The sequence below is a fragment of the Chitinophaga rhizophila genome (assembly GCF_019492185.1).
Taxonomy (GTDB): domain Bacteria; phylum Bacteroidota; class Bacteroidia; order Chitinophagales; family Chitinophagaceae; genus Chitinophaga; species Chitinophaga rhizophila.
The window spans coordinates 1,342,178-1,363,888 of the sequence record NZ_JAICCF010000001.1; the positions used below are offsets into that span (position 1 = coordinate 1,342,178).

Genomic DNA, 21,711 nt, shown 5'->3' on the forward strand with positions numbered 1-21,711 from the left:
CTAATGAAAAAAGCATTGATACAATTACACCTGTCAGTATTCCTGGCAGGTTTTACCGGTATATTAGGTAAACTGATTACTCTTAACGAAGGCATGCTTGTATGGTACAGGTTGCTTTTTACCATCATCACACTGTATATACTCTTCCGGTGGAAGGGTATGCTTACCAGACTTACGTTTAAACAAATCGTTCCCATCGGACTTACCGGTATGATCGTGGTACTGCACTGGCTCTTCTTCTACGCCAGTATCAAGTATTCCAACGTGTCTATAGCGGTAGTATGCTTTGCGCTGACCAGCCTGTTCACCGCCCTCTTTGATCCACTTATCAACAGAGGACGGCTGGATAAAACAGAACTGCTGCTGAGTGCGATCACCCTGTTTGGTATTTTCCTGATCTTCCACTTTGATACACAATACCGCACGGCTATTATCCTGGGCATCATATCTGCCATGTTTGCCGCGCTGTTCACTATCTACAACAAGCGGCTGATTGCCAAATATGATACGCCAACTATTACGTTCTACGAACTGGGAGCAGGCTTTGTTGGCCTGACTGTACTACTCCCAGGCTATCTGTACTTCTTTCCGCAGCCACTGGCCCTGCCGTCCCTCAGCGACGTTAGTTACCTGCTGATACTGGCCTGGGCATGTACTGTGTGCATGTACATGTTACTGATGAACGCGCTGACAAAGATCTCTCCCTTCACTGTTAATCTATCTTTCAACCTGGAACCGGTGTATAGTATCATTATCGCCTTCATCCTGTTCCATGAAAATAAGCAGCTGACGTACGCATTCTACATCGGTCTGGCCTGTATCATCCTGTCGGTAGTACTACAAATGACCAGGGTTGCCAGGACCATCAAACATGCTCATGCCTGATTTTTGACCGTCCATCGCAAATCTTACTTCAAAAATTTGCGTTTTTTTTATTTTGGGCCACATGAAGAAACTCATGTGCGTGGCCGCTTTATCAGGCCTTTCCCTGCTGACCTATGCCCAGCAGCCAGCGAAGAAACCACTGGATCATTCAGTGTACGATGGATGGCAAAGCATTGGCAGTAAATCAATCAGTAATAACGGACAATGGATCGTCTATACCGTCACTCCACAGGAAGGTGACGCTACTCTCTTTATTTACAATAACAAAACCAAACAACACCTGGAAGCACCACGTGGCGCTAATCCGGTGATCACAGAAGACAGCCGCTATGTGATATTTGCCATCAAAACGCCTTACGCAGTAACCAGGCAGGCAAAGATCAAAAAGAAAAAAACTTCCGAGATGCCCAAAGACTCTCTGGGTATCGTCACTCTGGCAACCGGAAATTTCTTTAAAGTTCCTTCCGTAAGGTCCTTCAAAACACCTGAAAAAGGAACCGGCGTAATGGCATATCTGAAAGAGAAGCCGCAGGCAGACACAACCAGTGGTCACCTGGTGATTCAATACCTGGACAAGCAATCGGCTGATACTATCCGTAATGTGCAGGACTATCAGTTCAGCAAAACAGGTAACCGCCTGGTAGCTGAAACTGTTGCTGATAAAAAAGATTCACTTTCGCGCGCAGCTGTCCTGCTATGGGATGTTGCCGCTCATAAAGCTGATACCATCAGCCGCGGCACTGCTTTACGTAAACAGTTTGCTTTTGATGATGCAGGTAAACAACTGGCCTGGTGCAGTTCACGTGACAGCGTAAAGGCACTCCAGCACTTCTATGCACTCTATTATTACCGCCAAGGTCAGGACAGTGGTATCATCACTGCTGATAAAGGTAACGCTGCCTTCCCGGCCAACTGGTCTGTTAGTCCGGATGGTAAGGTATGGTTCAGCGAAAATGGCCAGCGCCTTTTCTTTGGCACCGCGCCGGTAGCACCTCCAAAGGATACCAATATTGTTGATTTCGAGGTAGCAAAAGTAGATATCTGGAACTATAAGGATGATTACCTGCAACCAATGCAGCTGAAAAATCTTGATAAAGAATTAAAAAGAAGCTACCAGGCTGTATACTATCCTGGCAGTAAAAAGGTAATACAGCTGGCAGATAAAGACATGGAAAACCTGGCCACTGCCGACAAAGGTAATAGCCCATATGCCCTGGGTTATACAGATAAAGGCCAGCGTGTATCCATGCAATGGACCGGACATTCGCTCAAGACTTCCTACCTGGTCAATCTGCAGGATGGTAACCGTAAACTGCTGCAGCAAAACCTTGATAGCGTCAGCCGCATCTCACCGGCAGGCCGTTACATCACCTGGTATAATCTGCAACAGAAACAATGGTATGCCTATGAAACTGCTACCGGTACTACACGCAATATCACCGAGAAAATACCTGTATCATTATCGGAAGAAGATGATGACCATCCTGATATGCCAGCGCCATATGGTATAGCTGCATGGCTGGAAGATGATAAAGCTGTATATATCTATGACCGTTATGACATCTGGCAGGTAGATCCTTCCGGTAAATCAGCACCGCAGTTACTGACTGCAGGTTATGGCCGTGAACAGAAACTGCGCTTCCGTTATGTGAAACTGGATAAGGAAGCACGTTTCATCAATGCAGGTGAGCAGATGTTACTGGAAACGTTCAACGAAACCACCAAAGAAAACGGCTTCTATACTACCAACAGTACGTTCAAAAAATCACCTGTTAAACCTTCACTCGTCGTAATGGGCCCCTACAGCTACAGCGACCCTGTGAAGGCAGAGAATGCAGATAACTACATTTTCACCCGGGCAAACTATGTCTCCTCTCCTGACCTGTATACAGCCACTTCCCTGGATAAGGCGGAGCAGATCAGTCATATCAATCCACAGCAGAAGGAATATAACTGGGGCACAGCAGAACTGTTTAAATGGACTGCCTACAATGGTAAACCGGCAGAAGGCATTCTCTATAAACCAGAAGACTTTGACAGCACCAAGAAATATCCGGTGTTATTGTACTTCTATGAGAAGCTGTCAGAAGGATTATACAATTATATGCCACCCGCGCCTACGCCGTCAAGATTGAACATCTCATTCTTTGTAAGTCGTGGCTACCTGGTACTGGCACCTGATATCAGTTACGAGAATGGTTATCCGGGTCAGGGTGCATACGACTACATTGTAAGTGGCGCAAGAGCATTAGCGGCAAATCCATGGGCTGACAGTCTGCACATGGGTATCCAGGGTCAGAGCTGGGGTGGTTACCAGGTAGCACACCTGATCACCCGTACTTCCCTGTTCAAAGCAGCATGGGCTGGTGCACCGGTAGCTAATATGACCAGCGCATACGGTGGCATCCGCTGGGAAAGCGGTATGAACCGTCAGTTCCAGTACGAGCGTTCTCAAAGTCGTATAGGCGCTACCCTCTGGGAAAAGCCTGAGTTATATATAGAAAACTCACCGCTGTTCCATCTGCCCAAAGTGACTACGCCACTGGCAATCATGAGTAATGACGCTGATGGTGCAGTTCCCTGGTATCAGGGTATTGAACTGTTTACTGGTTTGCGCAGACTAGGTAAACCAGTATGGATGCTCAATTATAACAATGAAGCACACAACCTGATTCATCGTCAGAACAGAAAAGATATCCAGCGCCGTGAGCAGCAGTTCTTTGACCACTTCCTGAAAAACGCCCCTGCACCTGAGTGGATGGAGGTTGGCGTACCTGCAACAGAGAAAGGCAGGAACTGGGGCTGGGAAACAGAATAACTTATACCCCTTTTATAAAGAGGAATGAGGGATTAGCAATGCTGATTCCTCATTCCTTTTTTTCTAACCTGCTGTTAGTCAGGCTCATCAAATTATTTTTTTTTATATACTGTCAAACAGCTAAGTTTGTATCGAAATTGAAGACCTAGGCCGACATTGTGGATGTTCTGAATATCTGATAACCTTATACATATTCCTATGAATTTCCGTATCTATCAACCGGCAACTTCGCTGGCTCCTTATGTTAAGCAGTATTATCATTTACAAAGCAGTAATCCCGGACTTATCAATCTGCCGCAGAATCTTTTTTCTCTCGGAGACCTGTACATGGTATTCCTGCAGGAAGGAGAAGTGATATTCCAGCCATCGCAGCACGCATCTTTCAGACTTCCGGAAGCAGCTGTTGTAGGGCATTTCACCTGCCATCATCAGATCATGGTGAAAGGACCTGTAAAGATGACTGTTGTACAGTTGAATGCGTATGGCTGTTATAAAATGGCCGGACTGGACATGTCTGCATTCAACAATTATTTCCGTGATCTGCTGAAGCAGGACCGGGAGTGCTGGCAGCAACTGTCCGATAGGATTGGCGCTCATAACGACATCACTACCCTTGATGCAGTACTGGACAAATCCTTTACCAACATGATGTGCACACAAACGCACAACCTGAAACAGGTAGATGAGATTGCAGATTATATCATCAGTACACAGGGCTATACGAATATTGACCGCCTGACGAAGAAATTCCAGATTTCCCGTCATACCATGGAGCGCAAGTTCATGGAGGTGATCGGTCTGACGCCTCAATTGTATGCACGCATGTTACGTTTCAGAGAAGCGATGCGTCATATGCAGAAGATGAATGTGGAAGAGTGGCAGACGTTTATCACCAACAACGATTATTACAGCCAGGCTTTATTCATACAGGATTACCTCTTCTTCAAAGGCGAGGTGCCGGTACTGACAGAAGGAACTGCTATCGCACAGATGCCGGTAGGACGTCCTGTTGCTGTGGCGTAACATCTAAGCTGACTAATAAAATGAAAAATAAGAGAGCCGCCTCGTTCACGGGACGGCTTTTTCATTTTGAGCAATTTTCCTTTCTTTTGTGATATGTACAACCCAAGACATCAAGCCGCCTACTGGCGCGAACACCTTCAATTACAATCACATGTTGAAGGCGGTGCCTTCAGAGAAACCTATCGTTCTTCCTGGCAGTTTGAAAAAGCCGTATTACCACCAGCTATGAATGGCGACAGGAACGCTTCTACCGGTATTTACTTTCTCCTGGAAGAAGGCGAGTTTTCTGCCTTCCATCGTATTGCCGCTGATGAGATGTGGCACTTTTACGATGGACATTCCCTCGCTATTTATGACATCAATCCATCAGGAGAACTTACGGTACATAAGCTCGGGCTTAATATCGAAGACGGAGAACAACCGCAGCTTGTAATAAAAGCAGGACATTGGTTTGCCTCCCGCGTTGAAGTACCCGGAGGATTTGCACTTGTTGGATGCACAGTAGCGCCAGGGTTCGATTTCGCTGATTTTGAGCTGGCCACAAAAGAAAATCTGCGGGCTGTATATCCTCAGCATGCGGAGCTGATTGCCTCACTGGTACACGGTTGATATAATGCAACTGACACATATCATTCTGTGACTATCCACTATAAAGACTATATTCGCCGTGACGCCGGGATGATTCCCGCAGGAGTTATAACTTATATTCAGAAAGCACAACATGCCGGCTGATCACATCTATCCGGTGGCCTGTCGTTTGCAGGATATGATATTATTACTAACTAAAAACATTGTCAAAACAGGACTTTCGTCCGGCATGGCCGATCGTCTGCAGCAACTATCGCCTTCGTTATGAAAAGATTTTTTCGTTTCGTTTTTTTCATTGCCATAGCTATCCTCCTATTCTGGCTGGGTAAACAGTTCGGCAGTAAAAGTGTGAATCAAAGCATCCTTTCCAATAGCCAGATTGTACGGGAGATTGCAGAATTAGCCAGCCTTGAAGTACAGGGCAATGCCAGCATCAAACGCAGTAACGTTACTGATGACGGGGAATGGACCACCAACCTCAAAAAAGCGTTCATGGAAAATACTATCTGGGTATCTATTCCTTACCTGGCCAAATATGGTATTAATGCCGATGAGAAGAATTTCAAGGTAACAGTATCTGATAATAAGATCACTGTTAATATACCCCAGCCGAAGCTACTGAGTTATGAACTCAAAGTAGATAAAATGGAAACTTCCAACCGGAAAGGCTGGCTGCTGTTCCAGAATGACGAGACATACACCGATGTGCAGAAAAAGCTGTACCAGACCTCACGCGAGCAACTGGAGAACAACCAGTTGTATATCAATCAGTCCAAAGAAAAATTAACAAAGATTATAAGACAGTATTACCAGCCCTTCCTTCATGACCATGAAGTAGAGGTAGTTTTTGGTAGTAGCAGTCCTATCAAACTGAACTAGCAGCCAATAATCGGCACTTAGCAAGTGTTAATTGCTGGTTGCAATGTACTTCACCAAAGACCGTTTGGCAATCGGTAACAATGTTTCAGTTACCGGGAAGACCAGGTTCGTATCAATACGGTATACCGCCGGATTGGGCAGTTTTTTATACTGACGTATCAGGGTCGTTTTGATATGCTCACAGGTATGCACCAGGTCTTTTGTAAAAGTTTCCAGATACTGAGTATGGATGCCCCGGTACTTTTCATCATGTCTTTCAAAAATGCTCAGCCGGTATTCATACACAATAATCTCTGTAAACCTGCCATCACAAAGGAACAGGTAGCCCTCCTGGGTATCCAGCGGGATCAGTCCGACGGGAGAAATATTCAGGCTTCCTTCCACAAATTCATAGATCTCAGTACCCTCCCGTATAGCGCTATTCATTTTCTGAATAGCATATTGAATGATATTTTCCAGCTCCTGCATCAGTTCATCGTCCGAGATCATCTGTTCATACAGCAGTTGCAGGCGTTCCATGTTGACAGCCGTCAGCCGTTTAGGGAACTGTTGTTGCAGAAATTGCTTGTTTTCCTTGAAGGCTACCAGGTTATTGTAATGGAAGATTACATCAGATAGCTGGGGATACAGCTTATTTTGATTGAAATAGCGGGTTATTTGCTGCAGATAGGCCAATAATGTATACTTTTTCTGCTCAAAGTCGATATAACCGTCCGCAAACCACGTCTCGCTCAGGCTACTCATACTAAAATAGTTTAATGGATTATCCTTATTAATTTACAAAAAAACAGGGAACAATCCATAAAACGGAAGTGGTAAATATGGTATGTGTTACCGGTATATTTTGTTTATGAAATTATTTCCGGATGCGATGGTTTTATTGAAACTATTTCTTTATCTTCAATATTATTTTTCATTTTTTTAATTTTTTAGTCATGAACATTTACGTAGCCAACCTGCACTACAGGTTGAACGATGCAGACCTTCACCAGATATTCAGCGAATTTGGCGAGGTTACTTCTGCTAAAATTATCAAGGACCACGAGACTGGCCGTTCACGCGGTTTCGGATTCGTGGAAATGCCCAACCAGGAAGAAGGTAGCAAGGCTATGGATAGTTTGAACGGTACTGAAATCGAAGGCAAACAACTGATGGTTAACGAAGCAAGACCTAAACAACCGAATAATAACTCAAGAGGTGGTGGATTCAATCGCGGCGGTGGCGGCGGATACGGCGGCGGCGGCGGTCGTGGTCGTTATTAATTCTGTTGGCCCGAGCGGTCAAGACATTACAAAAAAGGCTTCCACTGTGGAGGCCTTTTTTGTTTTTAAACCAATACCCTGATTCCGTTTTCCAGGCGATACGCCACTTTCCTCCAACCTGTCAACATCGCTATTCCCAACAATAATCAATAAAAGAGGGCTGACCAGTATGCTGATCAGCCCTCTTTTTATACATCGGAAAAACTCTTTCCGTAACTTATTCTTTTAACTCCGACTAGTATTCTCTTTCAGGATTGAAGTGCTCCAACTCCTGTGCTACCGCACTCAGGAAAGTGGAACCCAACGCTCCGTCTACAATGCGGTGATCGTATGACAGGGAGAGATACATCATATGACGGATCGCAATCGTATCGCCGTGTGGTGTTTCAATTACCACCGGACGCTTCTTGATAGCGCCTACTGCCAGAATCGCTACCTGCGGCTGGTTGATAATCGGCGTACCTGCCAGGCTACCAAATGACCCCACATTAGTCAATGTAATTGTACCATTCTGCGTATCATCTGGTTTCAGGCGGTTATTGCGCGCAGCCGTAGCCAGGTGGTTTACCTGACGGGTGAGCCCTACCAGGTTCAGCATGTCCGCGTTGCGGATTACCGGAACTATCAGGTTACCTGTCGGTAATGCTGTAGCCATACCAACATTGATATCTCTTTTCAGAATGATCTTATCCCCATCCAGAGAGCTGTTCAGCAGCGGGAACTTTTTGATACATCTTACAAGCGCTTCTATGAAAAGTGGTGTAAAAGTAATCTTCTCCCCTTCTCTTTTCTCGAACTCTTTTTTGATCTGATCGCGCCATTTCACCATGTTTGTCACATCTGCTTCGGCGAAACTGGTTACATGCGGACTGGTATGTTTACTGCGAACCATATGGTCTGCAATCAGTTTACGCATGCGGTCCATCTCAATAATTTCCACATTACCACTGTAACTACCCATGCTTACAGGCGGATTAGCCGGTTGTGCAGGAGTAGCATTCACACCATTACTACTCACTGGAGCTACTGGTGTAGCAGCAGGCGCTGCTGGCTGAGTTGGTTCTGGCGTAGTAGCAGCAGGACGGCTTACTGGTTGTTCAGCTGGCGTTGCAACTGGCTCAACAGGAGCGGCCTGTGGCACATGGCCCTTGCTTTTTGCTTCTACAAAGTTTAAAATATCTTTCTTGGTTACACGGCCTTCTGTACCGGTACCAGGTATTTTTTCCAATTCGGCAAAGCTGATGCCTTCCTGTTGTGCGATAGTTAACACCAGTGGTGAATAAAAACGTGCGCCGCCGGTTACAAACTGTGCTTCGTAAGGCGCAGCTGGTGCATCCTGTGTCGCAACAGGTACTTCTTCCTTTACAGCTGCTGGTGCAGTTGCCGCAGGCGGAGCAGCAACAGGTGCCGGACTTGCAGCGCTGGCATCAGCACTGGTATTGATACGAGCGATAACTGTACCTACAGGTACAACGTCATTCTCTGCGTAGAGTATCTCGGTAATCTGCCCATCGGCAATAGAAGGTACTTCACTGTCCACCTTATCCGTTGCAATTTCAAGCACGGTCTCGTCAGATTTAACCTGATCTCCCGGCTTCTTATGCCAGCGCAATATGGTGGCTTCCATAATACTTTCCCCCATTTTGGGCATTACCAGTTCTACAATGGCCATAAAATTGTGTTTAGCTTTTAGGTACGGAAACAAAAGTAAGGTTTATACGATCAACTTCCTCAATTCATTCATCGCGTAAGTTGCTGTCATTTGTATGTTACTGAGCCGGTCATAGCGTAACTGGAACTTCATTGTTACCAGCTCTTTTGTACTGCCTACGGCTATCCAGACGGTCCCCACCGGCTTATCCGGCGTACCTCCGTCAGGCCCCATAATTCCCGATACGGCAATAATATAATCTGATTTAAGCTGCTCAAGCGCGCCCCTTGCCATCTCCCGCACAACTGCTTCACTCACAGCGCCATTTGCCTGCAATGTTTCAGGTTTTACACCCAACAGTCCACTTTTGATCTCATTGGCATAACTCACGATACTACCCTTAAACCAGGCCGAACTTCCAGGTATAAGTGTGATACTGTGCGATATAAAACCGCCAGTACAACTTTCAGCGGTACCTACTGTTTTTCCTTTCTCCTTGAGCAGTTGTCCTATCACCTGTCCCATCGGCACATCCTGATCATACACGGTAATATCTGCCAGAATATCTTTCATCTGGTGAAAATAGATGGACAAAGCCGCTGCAGTAGACAATTTATCTTTGCCGGTACCTGTCAGTCTGAGTTTAAGCAAACCGTAAGATGGCAGATAAGCCAGTTTAATATGTGGTGGAAGAGTAGATTCAAAATGTACAAGTCTCTCTGCTACAAATGATTCTCCCATTCCAGAGGTCAGCAACGTCTGATGTACAACGGCAGGTGTATGAAAGTATTCCTGCAACCGCGGCAACACATGATCTGTCATCAGTCCTTTCATCTCATGCGGTACACCGGGCATAGAAACATACACGCTACCCTCTCTTTCAAACCACATTCCCGGCGCGGTACCTCTTGAATTGTGCAATACAGTAGCGACATCGGGCACCAGCGCCTGATCTTCATTCCGCTTCAATGCCGGTAATCCCCTGCTTTCAAAAAACTCCATGACCTGGCGGTAGGTAATCTCATCTCTTACCAGTGTACCGCCAAAATATTCACATAGTACGGGTTTAGTAATGTCATCTGCCGTAGGACCTAACCCTCCGGTTATCAATACAATGTCAGACACGGCCCCCTCCTTCTCCAGCGCTTCCAGGATAGCTTCCCTTACATCACCGATGGCTACACGGCGGTGTACCCATATGCCCATCGCATTCAGCTGCTGCGCTATCCAGGCAGAATTGGTGTCTATTGTCTGCCCTATCAGTAATTCATCGCCTATGGTGATGATACTGGCTACTACCTTACCCGGTTGTATTGTCATGATTTATTCGCTTTTTTCAAAAAAAGGAACCAGGCGTTCCATCAATATAGGTGGCATTCCATAACGCTGTTTGGTATCTGCATGCAGGAAAACCAGGGTGGTAACACCTATATTCAGTAAATCGCCCTTTTCATTATATAATTCTGAATGGAACCTGATCTTATGATCGACCGGCAGCTCCTTCAATATAGTCTTTACGGTTATCAGGTCATCGTAATAGGCCGGACGAAGGTACTTTGAATTAAGTTCTGCCACCGGCATTATAATACCTTGCTTTTCCAGTTCCGCATAGGTAAAGCCCAGTGTACGGATAGCCTCTGCACGTCCTACTTCGTAATACAGCGCATAATTGCCGTAATAAAGGTATCCCATCTGGTCTGTTTCTCCGTAGCGTACGCGTATCTGTGTCGTCTGTGTAAACATTATATCGTTCTTTATTGATAAGACCTGATGCCGGGAGCTACTGCAAAATGTATTCCGCGTTACTTCCCGGCGTCAGGTATGTGTGTTATTTTCCTTTTCCGATCATATGATCCAGGCTATACTTACCCGGACCGGCAAATAAAATAGCTAAAAACGCTGCCAGGAACAGGATAGCCATTTCAATTTCGTTCAGCGGCGCACCTTTCTTTACCATAAATATTATCACTCCCATACAGATTACCAGTGGAATGGCAGCCAGACGTGTAAGCAAACCTATCACTATCAAGGCCGCACAAAGCGCTTCCGCAAAGACTGTCATAGACAGCGATACCGCGTGTCCTACATGCAAAGGATCTGGAAAACTGTCCTTCTTGGCCGAAAAGGTGTTCAGTTTTGCCCATCCATGTGTGAACATCATTGCGCCGGAAGCCACGCGCAATACCAGCATAGCCGCACTTACCGCACCCGCATTAACACGGGAAGTAAAGAGTTTACTCATAAAGAATTGGTTTAGCCCCTGCTCCTCCTGATGTACCATCCTCTTTTAGGGATGGCGATCTGGCAGGAACGTTAGAAAATCCGTTTTCTGGTTTATGTTTTAGAATGCGCCAAAAATATGATTAATAATAAACAATTAAAAGGCTATCAGCGTCAGGAGTCCATGCACCACCCTCTCTTTCCACTGTTGCCCCTGCATCTTTGACGGCGGCAATTATCCCGCTCAGGACTGATCTACTGCACAAGTTGGTTTAATTATTGCGAGTCAAGACCTTAATTTAAGATCAGGGCCAATAGTGTCAAAGACAGGTTCCGCGTACCAGGGACCGGGCATCCGGTTCCACCATCCAGGACAGACGGCTTGTAGCTTAATTAAATCCAATAGCTATCTTTGTTGCTGTTTTTGTCTCCCTCAAACAATATATTTATTGATTCTGAACAGAAATAATTTCTGTGACGGATCCGTTTTAAACGCATAATTTAAGTTATAACAGGTTAAAAGCATGCAATTCATAAGAAAGTTTCTTGTTTCCGGACATTGGTACTTATTCCTGGCATCCCTCTGTATACTGGCTGCGCCGCCGGTGAAAGCCCAGCAGACGCGCGTCTATACAGAGCCAGATAAAGTTTTCAAGGATGCCCAGCAACTTTTCCAGCAGGAAAAATATGCCGTGGCCATGCAATTGTTCCGGCAAACGATCGATAATATCGGCTACTTCCAGGAGACAAGCCGTAGCCTCGTCCGCACAGACGCTCAATACTATTATACCGTCTGTGCCCTCAAGCTAGGACAAGCCAATGCAGAAAAACTGGCCCTGGAGTTTCTCGCCACTTATAATAATAATGCCAGGGAACAGCTTGTCAGCTACCAGTTGGCCAAATACTATTTCCACCAGAACAAACTGAAAGAGGCTATTCCCCTGTATGAAAAAGCCAATATAGAGAACCTTTCCAACAGCGAAATTGCAGAAGCAAAGTTTGAACTGGCCTATTGCTATTTCAACGTAAAAGACTTCCAGAAAGCACAACCTCTTTTCGGCTCTATCAGGGAAGTACAGGGCAAATATTACATGCCGGCCAACTACTATTATGGATTTATTGCCTATTACAACCGCCAGTATAATGATGCGCTGACCAGCTTTCAGCGTGTTGTGAACGATCCTAAATACAGCAACATCGTACCTTATTATATCGCTGAAATCTATTACTTCCAGAATAAGAAAGACCAGTTGATCAGTTATGCAGAACCGCTGGTAAAAAAAGGCGGACTTTATTACGAAGCTGAACTGAAACAACTACTGGGGCAGGCTTATTTTGAAAGAAAAGAATATCAGAAAGCATTGCCTTATCTCCAGGAGTTCCAGGATAACTCAGACGAAGTAAGGAAAGAAGATATCTATCAACTGTCTTACAGCTATTATCAGACAGGTAATTTCAGTAAAGCAATCAACGGGTTTAAACAGTTAAGCAGCGAAAAAGATTCCCTCGGACAAAACTCTATGTACCTCCTCGGTGATTGTTACCTGCGTACCAACCAGAAAGCCAATGCGCGTAATGCGTTTGCGTTCTGCGCCCGTAACAGTGCCAATCCGCAGCAACAGGAGGTTTCACGCTTTAACTATGGTAAACTGTCTTATGAGCTGGGCTACCAGGATGCCGCTATCACTGAGCTGACCAGCTTTGTCAACAGCTACCCGCGTTCTGCCTATAACAAGGAAGCCCGCGAGATCCTCGTAAACCTCTTCACTAATACCAACAACTTTAATGATGCGCTGACCATTATTGAAGCAATGCCGGAAAAGACGCCTGCCGTACTGAAGGCCTATCAGAAGGTAGCCTTCGGACGCGCCACAGAGCAGATCAATGACCAGCAACTTGCCGAAGCAGACCGCTTACTGGATATCGCTATTAAAAATCCTTACGATAAAAACCTGGTTCAGCTGTCACACTTCTGGAAAGCAGAAATTGCCATGCGACAGAACAGGACAGACAATGCCATTAGTCACCTGAATGTATACCTGACCGGCGTAGCACCATCGTCCGGTGAAGCAAATGCCCAAACTGCCAGTTACAATATGGGTTACAGTCTGCTGAAGAAAGAAGACTATACCCGCGCATTACAGCATTTTGAAGCGGCACAGCGTACTACCGGACCAAATGCAGCACGTATCACTACTGATGCGGCTCTCCGCAGCGCTGACTGTTATTACATGCTGAAAGACTATTCCAAAGCGCTGGCCTTGTACGACAGGATCATCGCCAACAATCAGCCAGGTTCTGACTACGCTACCTATCAGAAAAGTATCATCCTGGGTATACAGGGTAAAACGAATGAAAAAGTGGCACTGTTGAAAACCCTTGGTAACAAATTCCCTACCTCCGGTTTCGGTAATGATGCCGACCTGGAAATTGCGAATACCTATCTTGCTGAAGAAAAATACAACGAAGCAATTCCTTACCTGGAAAACGTGTTGCAGAAACAGCCTAATGGTCCGAATGTACCACGCGCACTGCTGAAACTGGGTCTGTGTTATTTCAATAAAGACAATGATGAAAAAGCGATTTCCTATTACCGTCAGGTAATACAGAAATACCCAAATTCTCCTGAAGCGAATGAAGCACTGGTTGCAGTGAAAGACATTTACGTAGGACAAGGTAAAACTGATGCCTATATTGCGCTGCTGAAAGCGTCCGGTCAGCATGTGAGTGCTTCTGCTGAAGACTCACTGAGTTATGCTGCCGCTGAATCCAAATTCAGCAGTGGTGACTGCTCTGGTGCAATTGTTGGATTTAACAGCTACCTTCAGCGCTTCCCTACTGGCGCGTTTGTATTACCGGCTAATTTCTACAAATCTGAATGCGCTTATAATGCAAAAGACTATACAGCTGCATTGCCAGGTTATGAATTTGTGCTAACCAAAAACAACAGCCTGTATGCAGAACGTTCTGCCCTGCAGGCCGCCAATATCAACTTCTACCAGGTAAAAGACTACGAGAAAGCACGCACTTATTATCTGCAACTGCAGGATCTTTCTACTACCAAAGAGAACACGTTTGCTGCTACCCGCGGGTTGCTACGCAGCAACTATCTGCTGAAACACTGGGATGAAGTGAACAGTTATGCGGAAATCCTGCTGTCAAGCAGCAATATCAGTACAGATGATCAGATCATTGGTCATGCATACCTGGGCCGCGCAGAACAGGAAGGCGGCAACTACGATGAAGCGATCAAAGAATATAAAATAGCAGCAGGCCTGACGAAATCAGAAATCGGTGCAGAAGCCCGCTATAACATCGCCTACTGCCTGTTACAGAAAAGCGACCTGACCGGCGCTGAAAAAGCAGGTTTTGAAGTAATAAAGAATACACCAGGTTACGAATACTGGGTGGCAAAAGCTTACATCCTGCTGGGCGATGTATATCACCGTCAGAAAGATTACTTCAACTCAAAAGCGACTTTCCAGAGTATTGCCGAAAACTGTCAGATCGCTGAGCTGAAACAGGAAGCAAAAGATAAACTGGCGAAAGTAGAAGCAGACGAAAAAGCTGCCTCTAAAATTAAATCCAAGTAAATTAATTCTGAATTACGTTAGCATGAACGCTTATATCAAATATATTCACCGGTTTCTGGCAGTTGCAGGATGCAGTGCAGGCATGTTGTCACAACAACAGGCATTCGCACAGAAAGAGAATCTGAAGGAAGAAACTATTGACATCATTTCCAATTACCGGCCCAAGTTGCGCGATGCAGCCAAACTTAACCTGACTGCCTCCATGCCGGCTTTCGATACAACCCGTCCGGTACTTCAATACCAGGTGCCGGGGCTGAACCTGTACTTCATGTATCAGCCTATTCCACTGAAGCCGCTGGCACTGGGTAAAGACTCACTGAACCGCTTACAAAATAACTTCATCAAAGCAGGTTACGGTAACCTCAGTACTCCCCTGCTTCAGGCAGGTTTCGGCAGCGGACGGCAAGAAAAGTACAACGTAGGACTGTACCTTAACTATACTTCCTCTAAAGGAGATATTAAAAACCAGGATTACAGTGCGCTGAATATACTGGGTTCAGGCTCCTATTTCACTCCGCTGTGGGAACTGAGCGGTAGTATCGGGTATGACCGTAACCAGGTGCACTATTATGGTTATGACCATGCGCAACTGGAATTTGACAAGAGTGATATCAGACAAGCCTATAGCCAGTTTTCAGCACAGGTAGGCGCAAAAAACAGAACGCTCAATGACTGGGCTTTCAAATTTGAACCTACTGCAAGATTTATCTTCTTCAGCGATTCTTACAAACGCAAGGAACCTACCGCTATATTTAAAATTCCGGTGTCCAAGCAGCTGTTTGAAGACATCCACCTGAAGGCGGAAGGTATCTTTGACCTCTCCTCCTTTAAGGAAGATGATAACAAGCAGATCAACAACAACGTCGTAGCAGTACATCCGGCGCTGGAAATTGTGAAACCACGCTTTATGCTGCATGCCGGTGTAAATCCTACCTGGACCAATGGTAAGTTTTACCTGCTGCCGGATATCGTGAACGAGTCGCACATCATTTACAAGAAAGTTATTCTGAGCAGTGGATGGATCTCTTATATCAACAAGAACAGCTACCGTAACCTGGCTAACCAGAATCCGTTTATCGGCAGTTACGGAGAGGGCATCCTGAATACAAGAGTGGAAGAAAAGTATACTGGTATCAAAGGTTCCATTGGCAGCCATTTTAACTATAACACCAAATTCTCTGCAATGACATGGCGCAACATGCCGCTGTTTGTCAATGATAGTATAGACGGTAAGACTTTCTATACTAAAAATGAAGAAGAGCTGAGAGCATTCAACCTGCATGCAGAAGTGGGATATATTCAGGAAGAAAAGTTCCAGTTAAGACTCACCTTTGACTGGTTCAATTACAATAAGCAGAAAAGCGAGATCAAGCCATGGGGCCTGATTCCTTTCCAGGCAGACGCTTATGCACAGTATACGATTGCCAAAAAACTGCACCTGAACGCTAATCTGTACTACCTGGGTGGTACTTATTACCAGGTATTTGCCACACAGGACTTTGATAAAACCAAAGGCCGCTGGGACCTGAGTGCGGGTGCAAACTACGATATCAGTAAAAATTTCAACCTTTGGGTAAATGCTAATAACCTGTTCAATTCAAGATATCAGCGCTGGTATGGATATCCTACATATGGGCTGAACATTTTGGGTGGAGTAATGGTTAAATTTTAATATCGTAAAATTGCAGTAAGGAGTGGTAAATGCTAATTTCCGTTCCTCTCATTGATCACAGCCGAACTTTTAAACTTGGTACTACAGCAATACATACAGGAAATTTTGTTCAGACAGCATATCTGCTGTCTGCCCCAACTAGGCGTATTCAAGCTAACGCACACCCCAGCTCGTTATGATGTTACCAGCAAAACAATCTTACCTCCGGGGGAGATCATCACTTTTGAGGAGACCTTAACGAATGATGGCGGTCTGCTGGAGTGGATATCGCAGAAGGAACATCTTGTTCCTGCCATTGCACAGCTGAAGATGGAAAAATACCTGGAAGATCTCAAGAGAGCCCTTAAAAACGGCGAAAAGATTGAGATTGCAGGCGTCGGCACGCTGCATGCAAATGCAGTAGGCAGGGTTAGTTTTGACCAGGAACCTCCGGCGCTGACCAGGGACGTGCTGCATGTAAGTCCTGTAATCAGGCAGGACGTGAGCCATAAGGTGACGGTAGGAAACAGGGAAATGGTGAATAACCAGGTGGTAGACCATCTTACGGCTTCGCCTTCCTCAAAGTCCTCCTCCTCTTCACCAGCGGCGACACCAGCGCCCACCCCTGCGGCAGCGGAGCCTAAAGTTTCGACGCCATCAACGCCAGTTACTACCGGCAATGACTACGAATATGAAGGGTATGCTGAGGAAATACCGTCTAAACTGCGCTGGCTGTGGATAGCAATACCTGTTGCCTCGGTATTGGCTGCTGCCGGTGTCTGGTATTCTGTTAACAAAAACCGTCCGGAAATTACAAGAGCTGAAAGTGCTGTCAATCCTGCACCTGTAGAGGCGGTACCTGCAGTTGAGAACCAGGCAGCCGCTGACAGTGCCAATGAAGAAGCAGCGGCGGCAGCGGCGGCTACTGAATCCCAGATATTAGAGTACGATGTGGTTTTCAGCGTTTACAAAACCCGGAAAGCGGCCGAGAGCATGTTTAAAAAACAAAAAGGCTGGGGAAGACCAGTAGTATTAATTAATGGTCCTGATTCCAGCACATTCTATCTGGGTGAACACTTCCGTACGGCTCCAGCTGATACGACAGCCATGAAGGATTCTATCGGTAACAAGTATGGAGCTAAAGGCAAGACTTTCATCGATCTGCGCAAACCATAAATATATTACCACTTTTATAAAAGGCCGGCAGCATAAACTGCCGGCTTTTTTTATTCATTAAAAGGCTACAATATGTCAAAGAACTGTATCAGCACCAGCTGCTGACCTGCAGATCAGCATTGTGCAATACAATATTAGCGCATTTGTCAGCTCATTTCCGGCCCATGTCCATAGGACGCCAAATCGTGTCCACAGGACGCCACCAAATATCACAATTTATTGAATTTCATTAACTTACATAGAATACAGGCAACGGTTAGCTGAAGGATTTTTATCTTATACCTTCATGATCCTACGTTATTCTTACGTTCTGGAACGTAGAAATAACGTAGGATCATGGAGATACAATAAGCGTCCTACCGGCTATAGGGTAGCCGGAAAAGGGAAGAAGGCATCAGAAGGATAGTTTATATGTTGATTGTTAGTCTTTTAGGCACACACCAATGCTGAGTACAGGATAAGGCTGTGCTCTTTTGTGTGGCAACATTCACTTTAGAATTGGAAAACGGGAGTTACAAATACACTAGATCTCTTTTGCTACGATCTCCAGTCCTTCTTCAAAACTGTGTGGGGCATAACCCAACTCGTTTACGGCCTTGTCTATAACAAAACCTGTTTTAGCGGGGCGTTTGGCAGGTTGTGTGAAGCTTTTGGCATCTACTTTTTCGAGCAACTGTGTGTTCAGTTTAAAATAATCGGCAGTCTGTACTGCCATCTGATAAGGGGTCAGCGTTTCGTTACCTGAGATGTGGAATATGCCGGTTGCATTTTTGTCGGCTACCAGTTTGCAACCTGCTGCGAGGTCCTGAACAAGGGTTGGGGTACGCCATTGGTCGTCTACGACTTTCAGCTTTTTGCCCTGTTCCAGGTTGTTTTTAACCCAGGTAATGATGTTACTGCGTTTGGAGTCGGCGGCGATACCATATACCAGTACTGTACGTACAATAGCCCATGGCAGGCTGCTGCCTCGCACCATGTTCTCTGCTGCCACCTTGCTGGAACCATAATAGCTGATAGGGTTAACTGCCGCATCTTCTGCATAGGGGCCTTGTAAACCGTCAAAAACAAAATCAGTGGACAGAAAAATGATGAAGGCATTATGCTTTTCAGCAGCCTTCAGCAGATAACGTGTAGCAGCGACATTGGTGTCCCAGCAGAGATCTTTGTTACGTTCGCAGTCATCGACCTGGGTCATGGCAGCAGCATGAATGATGATATCCGGCTGATGTTTGTCCAGGAGATGTTTAACACTGGTGGCATCCCGCAGGTTGGTCGCTTCGTAGGTATATCCCGCCTGTCGGGGCAGACGGTTTGGCCCTCTTCCGCTGGCTATTACCTGATACCGGCTATCTTCCAAAAAAACGGGAATAAGGTGCTGGCCCAATAATCCGTTGCTTCCTGTGATTAATACCTTCATGATCTATGCCTTTTACTAAAATTACGAATTGTTTCATATACTAATTGTCATTTCCGGTGTAATAAGAGGATTAAATTGGTTATCCGTGTCTGGTCGCCTGTACGGACACACGTACTATGCAAAAGGGCCGGCCAATGGCCAGCCCTTTCCCTTTAGTTTACAGTCTTATATCTATTTAAAGCTCATTCCCAGGTTATACATGGTAAAAGACCATACGTCGGCAGCTTCTTCTATCAGCTTGGACGTAGGTTTACCTGCACCGTGGCCGGCCTGGGTTTCAATACGTATAAGCGTAGGGTTAGTGCCCGCATTAGCTGCCTGCAGGGTAGCTGCAAATTTGAAGGAGTGTGCTGGTACTACGCGGTCATCGTGATCGGCAGTAGTAACCAGGGTAGCCGGATACTGCGTACCCGCTTTCAGGTTATGCAGGGGAGAATACTTTACCAGGTAGTTGAACTGCTCAGGTTTAACACTGGAGCCATATTCTGTTACCCACGCCCATCCGATGGTGAAATTCTGGAACCGCAGCATGTCCATTACACCCACGGCCGGCAGTGCCACTTTAAACAGATCGGGACGCTGTGTCATACAGGCACCTACCAGCAGACCGCCATTGGATCCACCACGGATAGCCAGTTTGGAAGGACTGGTATATTTATCTTTCACCAGGAACTCGGCAGCGCCGATGAAATCGTCAAATACGTTCTGCTTCCTGTCCATCATACCTGCTTTGTGCCAGGCCTCGCCGTATTCGCTACCACCTCTGAGACATACAACTGCATAAATGCCTCCCTGCTCCATAAAAAACAGATTGGATACGCTGAAAGCTGGCGTCATAGGGATATTGAATCCTCCATAACCATACAGCAATACCGGGTTAGTACCATCCTTCTTAATACCTTTTTTGTAAGACAGGAAGATCGGCACACGGGTACCATCTTTACTGTTGAAGAATACCTGTTTGGTTTCATAGTCCTCCTGACGGAACTTTACTTCTGTTCTTGCAAACAGGGTAGATTTTCCGCTGGCAATGTCATATTTGTAGATGGTAGCAGGACTTACGAATGATGTGTAGGTGTAGAAAAACTCCTTATCCGTGTCCTCTCCACCGAAACCACCGGCAGTACCAATACCAGGCAGATCTATCTGACGGTCCAGTTTGCCATCATAGGTATATTGCGCCACACGTGAAGCGGCGTCTTTCAGGTAGCTGGCAAAGAGGCGCTTGCCGGCAGTACCAACGCTTTGCAGCACTTCTTTCTGCTCAGGGATGATCACTTTTCGGCTGGATGGGTTTTTCGGATCTACCAGTTCTACTTTATAGTTTGGTGCGCCTTCATTGGTTTTGAGCAGCAGTTTGTCTCCGTTGTTATCAATTACATCCGGTTCGTACTCAAATCCTTTTACGAGCAGATTAAATGCTTTCTGGGAAGGATCTTCCAGGTCCCAGTAGAATAGTTGTCTGCCGGAAGTACCTTCTGTCTGATGTAATATCAGGAAACGTTCATCTTCTGTTACCTGTACCCCGGCATTGCGGAGCGGATGGTCTTTGTCTTCAAATATCAGTACGTCCTGGTCCTGGGTAGTACCGAGCTTATGGTAATACACCTTGTGAAATTCATTCTTTTTGGACAGTCTGCCTTCTTCAGTTGGCTTATCATAGCGGCTGTAATAGAAGCCATCTTTACGCCAGGAGATACCGCTGAACTTGATCCAGTCAATCGAATCTTTGAGCAGCGCTTTGGTGGCCACATCCATCACAAACGCCTGTTGCCAATCAGAACCTGCTTTAGCGATCTGATAGGTAAGATATTTAGCATCTTTTGAGAAAGAGATGTTACCCAGCGCTACAGTACCAGCAGCTGAGAATTTGTTCGGATCTATGAATACTTCAGGCGTACCGTTCAGAGTGCGCTGGCGGTAAAGCACAGCCTGATTCTGCAGACCATCATTTTTAAAGAAGTAATAGTATTCACCTTTTTTAAAGGGAGCGCCTATCTTGGGATAGTTCCAGAGCTCTTCAAGGCGTTTCCTGACAGCGCCATGGAAAGGAATCTTGTCAAGATATGCAGATGTGACAGCGTTCTGAGCTTTAACCCATTCTTTGGTTTCAGGGCTGTTATCATCTTCAAGCCAGCGGTACGGATCGGCAACGGATGTGCCGTGGTAATTGTCTGTAACGTCTGTTTTTTTAGTTGCCGGATAATTAATTCCTGACTGTTGCGCCATTGCGGGTCCTGTTATCATGAGTAAATACAATAAGGTAAAGATAGGGCGGGATGATTGACTTGTTTTCATTTGCATCATTTACTGGGTTTGTATTTAAATTATATCTATGTAAATTTTTTGAAAATTTTGTGTCGTTAGTTAATTAAAAATGAAAATTTCGTGTAATTCATCAGAATACTATTAGAAAGAATACGCAAAATGTTATTTTTGTGCGCCACTTAGATATTTCCCTGGCAATTTATGCATAAGCAGCGTGATTTTCAGGGAAAAAACGTAAAAAGAGGAAGAATGGAAACGGAGAGTGCAATATCACACGTTT

Annotated in this window: 16 protein-coding genes; 9 read left to right on the forward strand and 7 right to left on the reverse strand. The window is 45.6% G+C overall.

Annotated elements, in window-relative coordinates:
* Positions 1-3: 3 nt before the first annotated feature.
* The 5 genes from K1Y79_RS05010 to K1Y79_RS05030 all read left to right on the forward strand — a co-directional run bounded on the left by K1Y79_RS05010 (position 4) and on the right by K1Y79_RS05030 (position 6,193).
* Positions 4-885 (forward strand): DMT family transporter, encoded by an 882-nt coding sequence (locus K1Y79_RS05010; protein ID WP_220248901.1) that lies wholly within the window; start codon positions 4-6, stop codon positions 883-885.
* A 61-nt stretch (positions 886-946) separates the two neighbouring features.
* The gene (locus K1Y79_RS05015; protein ID WP_236059495.1) at positions 947-3,703 is read left to right on the forward strand and encodes a S9 family peptidase; all 2,757 of its coding nucleotides are present in this window, start codon (positions 947-949) and stop codon (positions 3,701-3,703) included.
* Between the two features lie 198 nt (positions 3,704-3,901).
* Positions 3,902-4,726: a DUF6597 domain-containing transcriptional factor gene (locus K1Y79_RS05020; protein ID WP_220248902.1), complete on the forward strand. Its 825-nt coding sequence runs from the start codon at positions 3,902-3,904 to the stop codon at positions 4,724-4,726.
* Positions 4,727-4,819: 93 nt separating this feature from the next.
* The gene (locus K1Y79_RS05025; RefSeq protein WP_220248903.1) at positions 4,820-5,335 is read left to right on the forward strand and encodes a cupin domain-containing protein; all 516 of its coding nucleotides are present in this window, start codon (positions 4,820-4,822) and stop codon (positions 5,333-5,335) included.
* Between the two features lie 243 nt (positions 5,336-5,578).
* Positions 5,579-6,193, forward strand: a complete 615-nt coding sequence (locus K1Y79_RS05030) for a DUF4230 domain-containing protein (RefSeq protein WP_220248904.1) — start codon at positions 5,579-5,581, stop codon at positions 6,191-6,193.
* 27 nt (positions 6,194-6,220) lie between these two features.
* Here the strand turns inward: K1Y79_RS05030 and K1Y79_RS05035 are convergent, their stop codons facing one another.
* The gene (locus tag K1Y79_RS05035; RefSeq protein ID WP_220248905.1) at positions 6,221-6,937 is read right to left on the reverse strand and encodes an HAD family hydrolase; all 717 of its coding nucleotides are present in this window, start codon (positions 6,935-6,937) and stop codon (positions 6,221-6,223) included.
* 191 nt (positions 6,938-7,128) lie between these two features.
* Here K1Y79_RS05035 and K1Y79_RS05040 point away from each other — a divergent pair, with 191 nt between their 5' ends.
* The gene (locus K1Y79_RS05040; RefSeq protein WP_220248906.1) at positions 7,129-7,455 is read left to right on the forward strand and encodes an RNA recognition motif domain-containing protein; all 327 of its coding nucleotides are present in this window, start codon (positions 7,129-7,131) and stop codon (positions 7,453-7,455) included.
* Between the two features lie 235 nt (positions 7,456-7,690).
* On the opposite strand, the gene K1Y79_RS05045 is transcribed toward K1Y79_RS05040, so the two are convergent.
* From K1Y79_RS05045 to K1Y79_RS05060, 4 genes are all read right to left on the reverse strand, one after another.
* Positions 7,691-9,127: a dihydrolipoamide acetyltransferase family protein gene (locus K1Y79_RS05045; protein WP_220248907.1), complete on the reverse strand. Its 1,437-nt coding sequence runs from the start codon at positions 9,125-9,127 to the stop codon at positions 7,691-7,693.
* 42 nt (positions 9,128-9,169) lie between these two features.
* Positions 9,170-10,426 carry a CinA family nicotinamide mononucleotide deamidase-related protein gene (locus tag K1Y79_RS05050; RefSeq protein WP_220248908.1) on the reverse strand — a complete coding sequence of 419 codons (1,257 nt, stop codon included), beginning with the start codon at positions 10,424-10,426 and terminating at the stop codon, positions 9,170-9,172.
* Between the two features lie 3 nt (positions 10,427-10,429).
* Entirely contained in the window at positions 10,430-10,849 is a 420-nt protein-coding gene (locus K1Y79_RS05055; protein ID WP_220248909.1) for an acyl-CoA thioesterase, read from the reverse strand.
* 85 nt (positions 10,850-10,934) lie between these two features.
* Positions 10,935-11,348 carry a DoxX family protein gene (locus K1Y79_RS05060; RefSeq protein ID WP_220248910.1) on the reverse strand — a complete coding sequence of 138 codons (414 nt, stop codon included), beginning with the start codon at positions 11,346-11,348 and terminating at the stop codon, positions 10,935-10,937.
* Between the two features lie 502 nt (positions 11,349-11,850).
* On the opposite strand from K1Y79_RS05060, the gene K1Y79_RS05065 reads away from it, so the two are divergent.
* The 3 genes from K1Y79_RS05065 to K1Y79_RS05075 all read left to right on the forward strand — a co-directional run bounded on the left by K1Y79_RS05065 (position 11,851) and on the right by K1Y79_RS05075 (position 17,746).
* The gene (locus tag K1Y79_RS05065; RefSeq protein WP_220248911.1) at positions 11,851-14,919 is read left to right on the forward strand and encodes a tetratricopeptide repeat protein; all 3,069 of its coding nucleotides are present in this window, start codon (positions 11,851-11,853) and stop codon (positions 14,917-14,919) included.
* Positions 14,920-14,941: 22 nt separating this feature from the next.
* The gene (locus K1Y79_RS05070) at positions 14,942-16,591 is read left to right on the forward strand and encodes a TonB-dependent receptor (protein ID WP_220248912.1); all 1,650 of its coding nucleotides are present in this window, start codon (positions 14,942-14,944) and stop codon (positions 16,589-16,591) included.
* A 75-nt stretch (positions 16,592-16,666) separates the two neighbouring features.
* Positions 16,667-17,746, forward strand: coding sequence for an HU domain-containing protein (locus K1Y79_RS05075; protein ID WP_262903156.1), 1,080 nt, complete (start codon positions 16,667-16,669; stop codon positions 17,744-17,746).
* 523 nt (positions 17,747-18,269) lie between these two features.
* Here the strand turns inward: K1Y79_RS05075 and K1Y79_RS05080 are convergent.
* Both K1Y79_RS05080 and K1Y79_RS05085 read right to left on the reverse strand, forming a co-directional pair.
* Entirely contained in the window at positions 18,270-19,163 is an 894-nt protein-coding gene (locus K1Y79_RS05080; protein WP_220248914.1) for an SDR family oxidoreductase, read from the reverse strand.
* Between the two features lie 171 nt (positions 19,164-19,334).
* Positions 19,335-21,410, reverse strand: coding sequence for a prolyl oligopeptidase family serine peptidase (locus K1Y79_RS05085; RefSeq protein ID WP_236059496.1), 2,076 nt, complete (start codon positions 21,408-21,410; stop codon positions 19,335-19,337).
* Between the last annotated feature and the right edge of the window lie 301 nt (positions 21,411-21,711).

Bases quoted from the DNA above. Each gene is read 5' to 3' on its own strand.
- K1Y79_RS05055 (WP_220248909.1), bottom strand. From the start codon at position 10,849: ATGTTTACACAGACGACACAGATACGCGTACGCTACGGAGAAACAGAC.
- K1Y79_RS05015 (WP_236059495.1), top strand. From the start codon at position 947: ATGAAGAAACTCATGTGCGTGGCCGCTTTATCAGGCCTTTCCCTGCTG.
- K1Y79_RS05085 (WP_236059496.1), bottom strand. From the start codon at position 21,410: ATGATAACAGGACCCGCAATGGCGCAACAGTCAGGAATTAATTATCCG.
- K1Y79_RS05080 (WP_220248914.1), bottom strand. From the start codon at position 19,163: ATGAAGGTATTAATCACAGGAAGCAACGGATTATTGGGCCAGCACCTT.
- K1Y79_RS05010 (WP_220248901.1), top strand. From the start codon at position 4: ATGAAAAAAGCATTGATACAATTACACCTGTCAGTATTCCTGGCAGGT.
- K1Y79_RS05050 (WP_220248908.1), bottom strand. From the start codon at position 10,426: ATGACAATACAACCGGGTAAGGTAGTAGCCAGTATCATCACCATAGGC.
- K1Y79_RS05035 (WP_220248905.1), bottom strand. From the start codon at position 6,937: ATGAGTAGCCTGAGCGAGACGTGGTTTGCGGACGGTTATATCGACTTT.
- K1Y79_RS05065 (WP_220248911.1), top strand. From the start codon at position 11,851: ATGCAATTCATAAGAAAGTTTCTTGTTTCCGGACATTGGTACTTATTC.
- K1Y79_RS05060 (WP_220248910.1), bottom strand. From the start codon at position 11,348: ATGAGTAAACTCTTTACTTCCCGTGTTAATGCGGGTGCGGTAAGTGCG.
- K1Y79_RS05045 (WP_220248907.1), bottom strand. From the start codon at position 9,127: ATGGCCATTGTAGAACTGGTAATGCCCAAAATGGGGGAAAGTATTATG.
- K1Y79_RS05040 (WP_220248906.1), top strand. From the start codon at position 7,129: ATGAACATTTACGTAGCCAACCTGCACTACAGGTTGAACGATGCAGAC.
- K1Y79_RS05025 (WP_220248903.1), top strand. From the start codon at position 4,820: ATGTACAACCCAAGACATCAAGCCGCCTACTGGCGCGAACACCTTCAA.
- K1Y79_RS05070 (WP_220248912.1), top strand. From the start codon at position 14,942: ATGAACGCTTATATCAAATATATTCACCGGTTTCTGGCAGTTGCAGGA.
- K1Y79_RS05020 (WP_220248902.1), top strand. From the start codon at position 3,902: ATGAATTTCCGTATCTATCAACCGGCAACTTCGCTGGCTCCTTATGTT.
- K1Y79_RS05030 (WP_220248904.1), top strand. From the start codon at position 5,579: ATGAAAAGATTTTTTCGTTTCGTTTTTTTCATTGCCATAGCTATCCTC.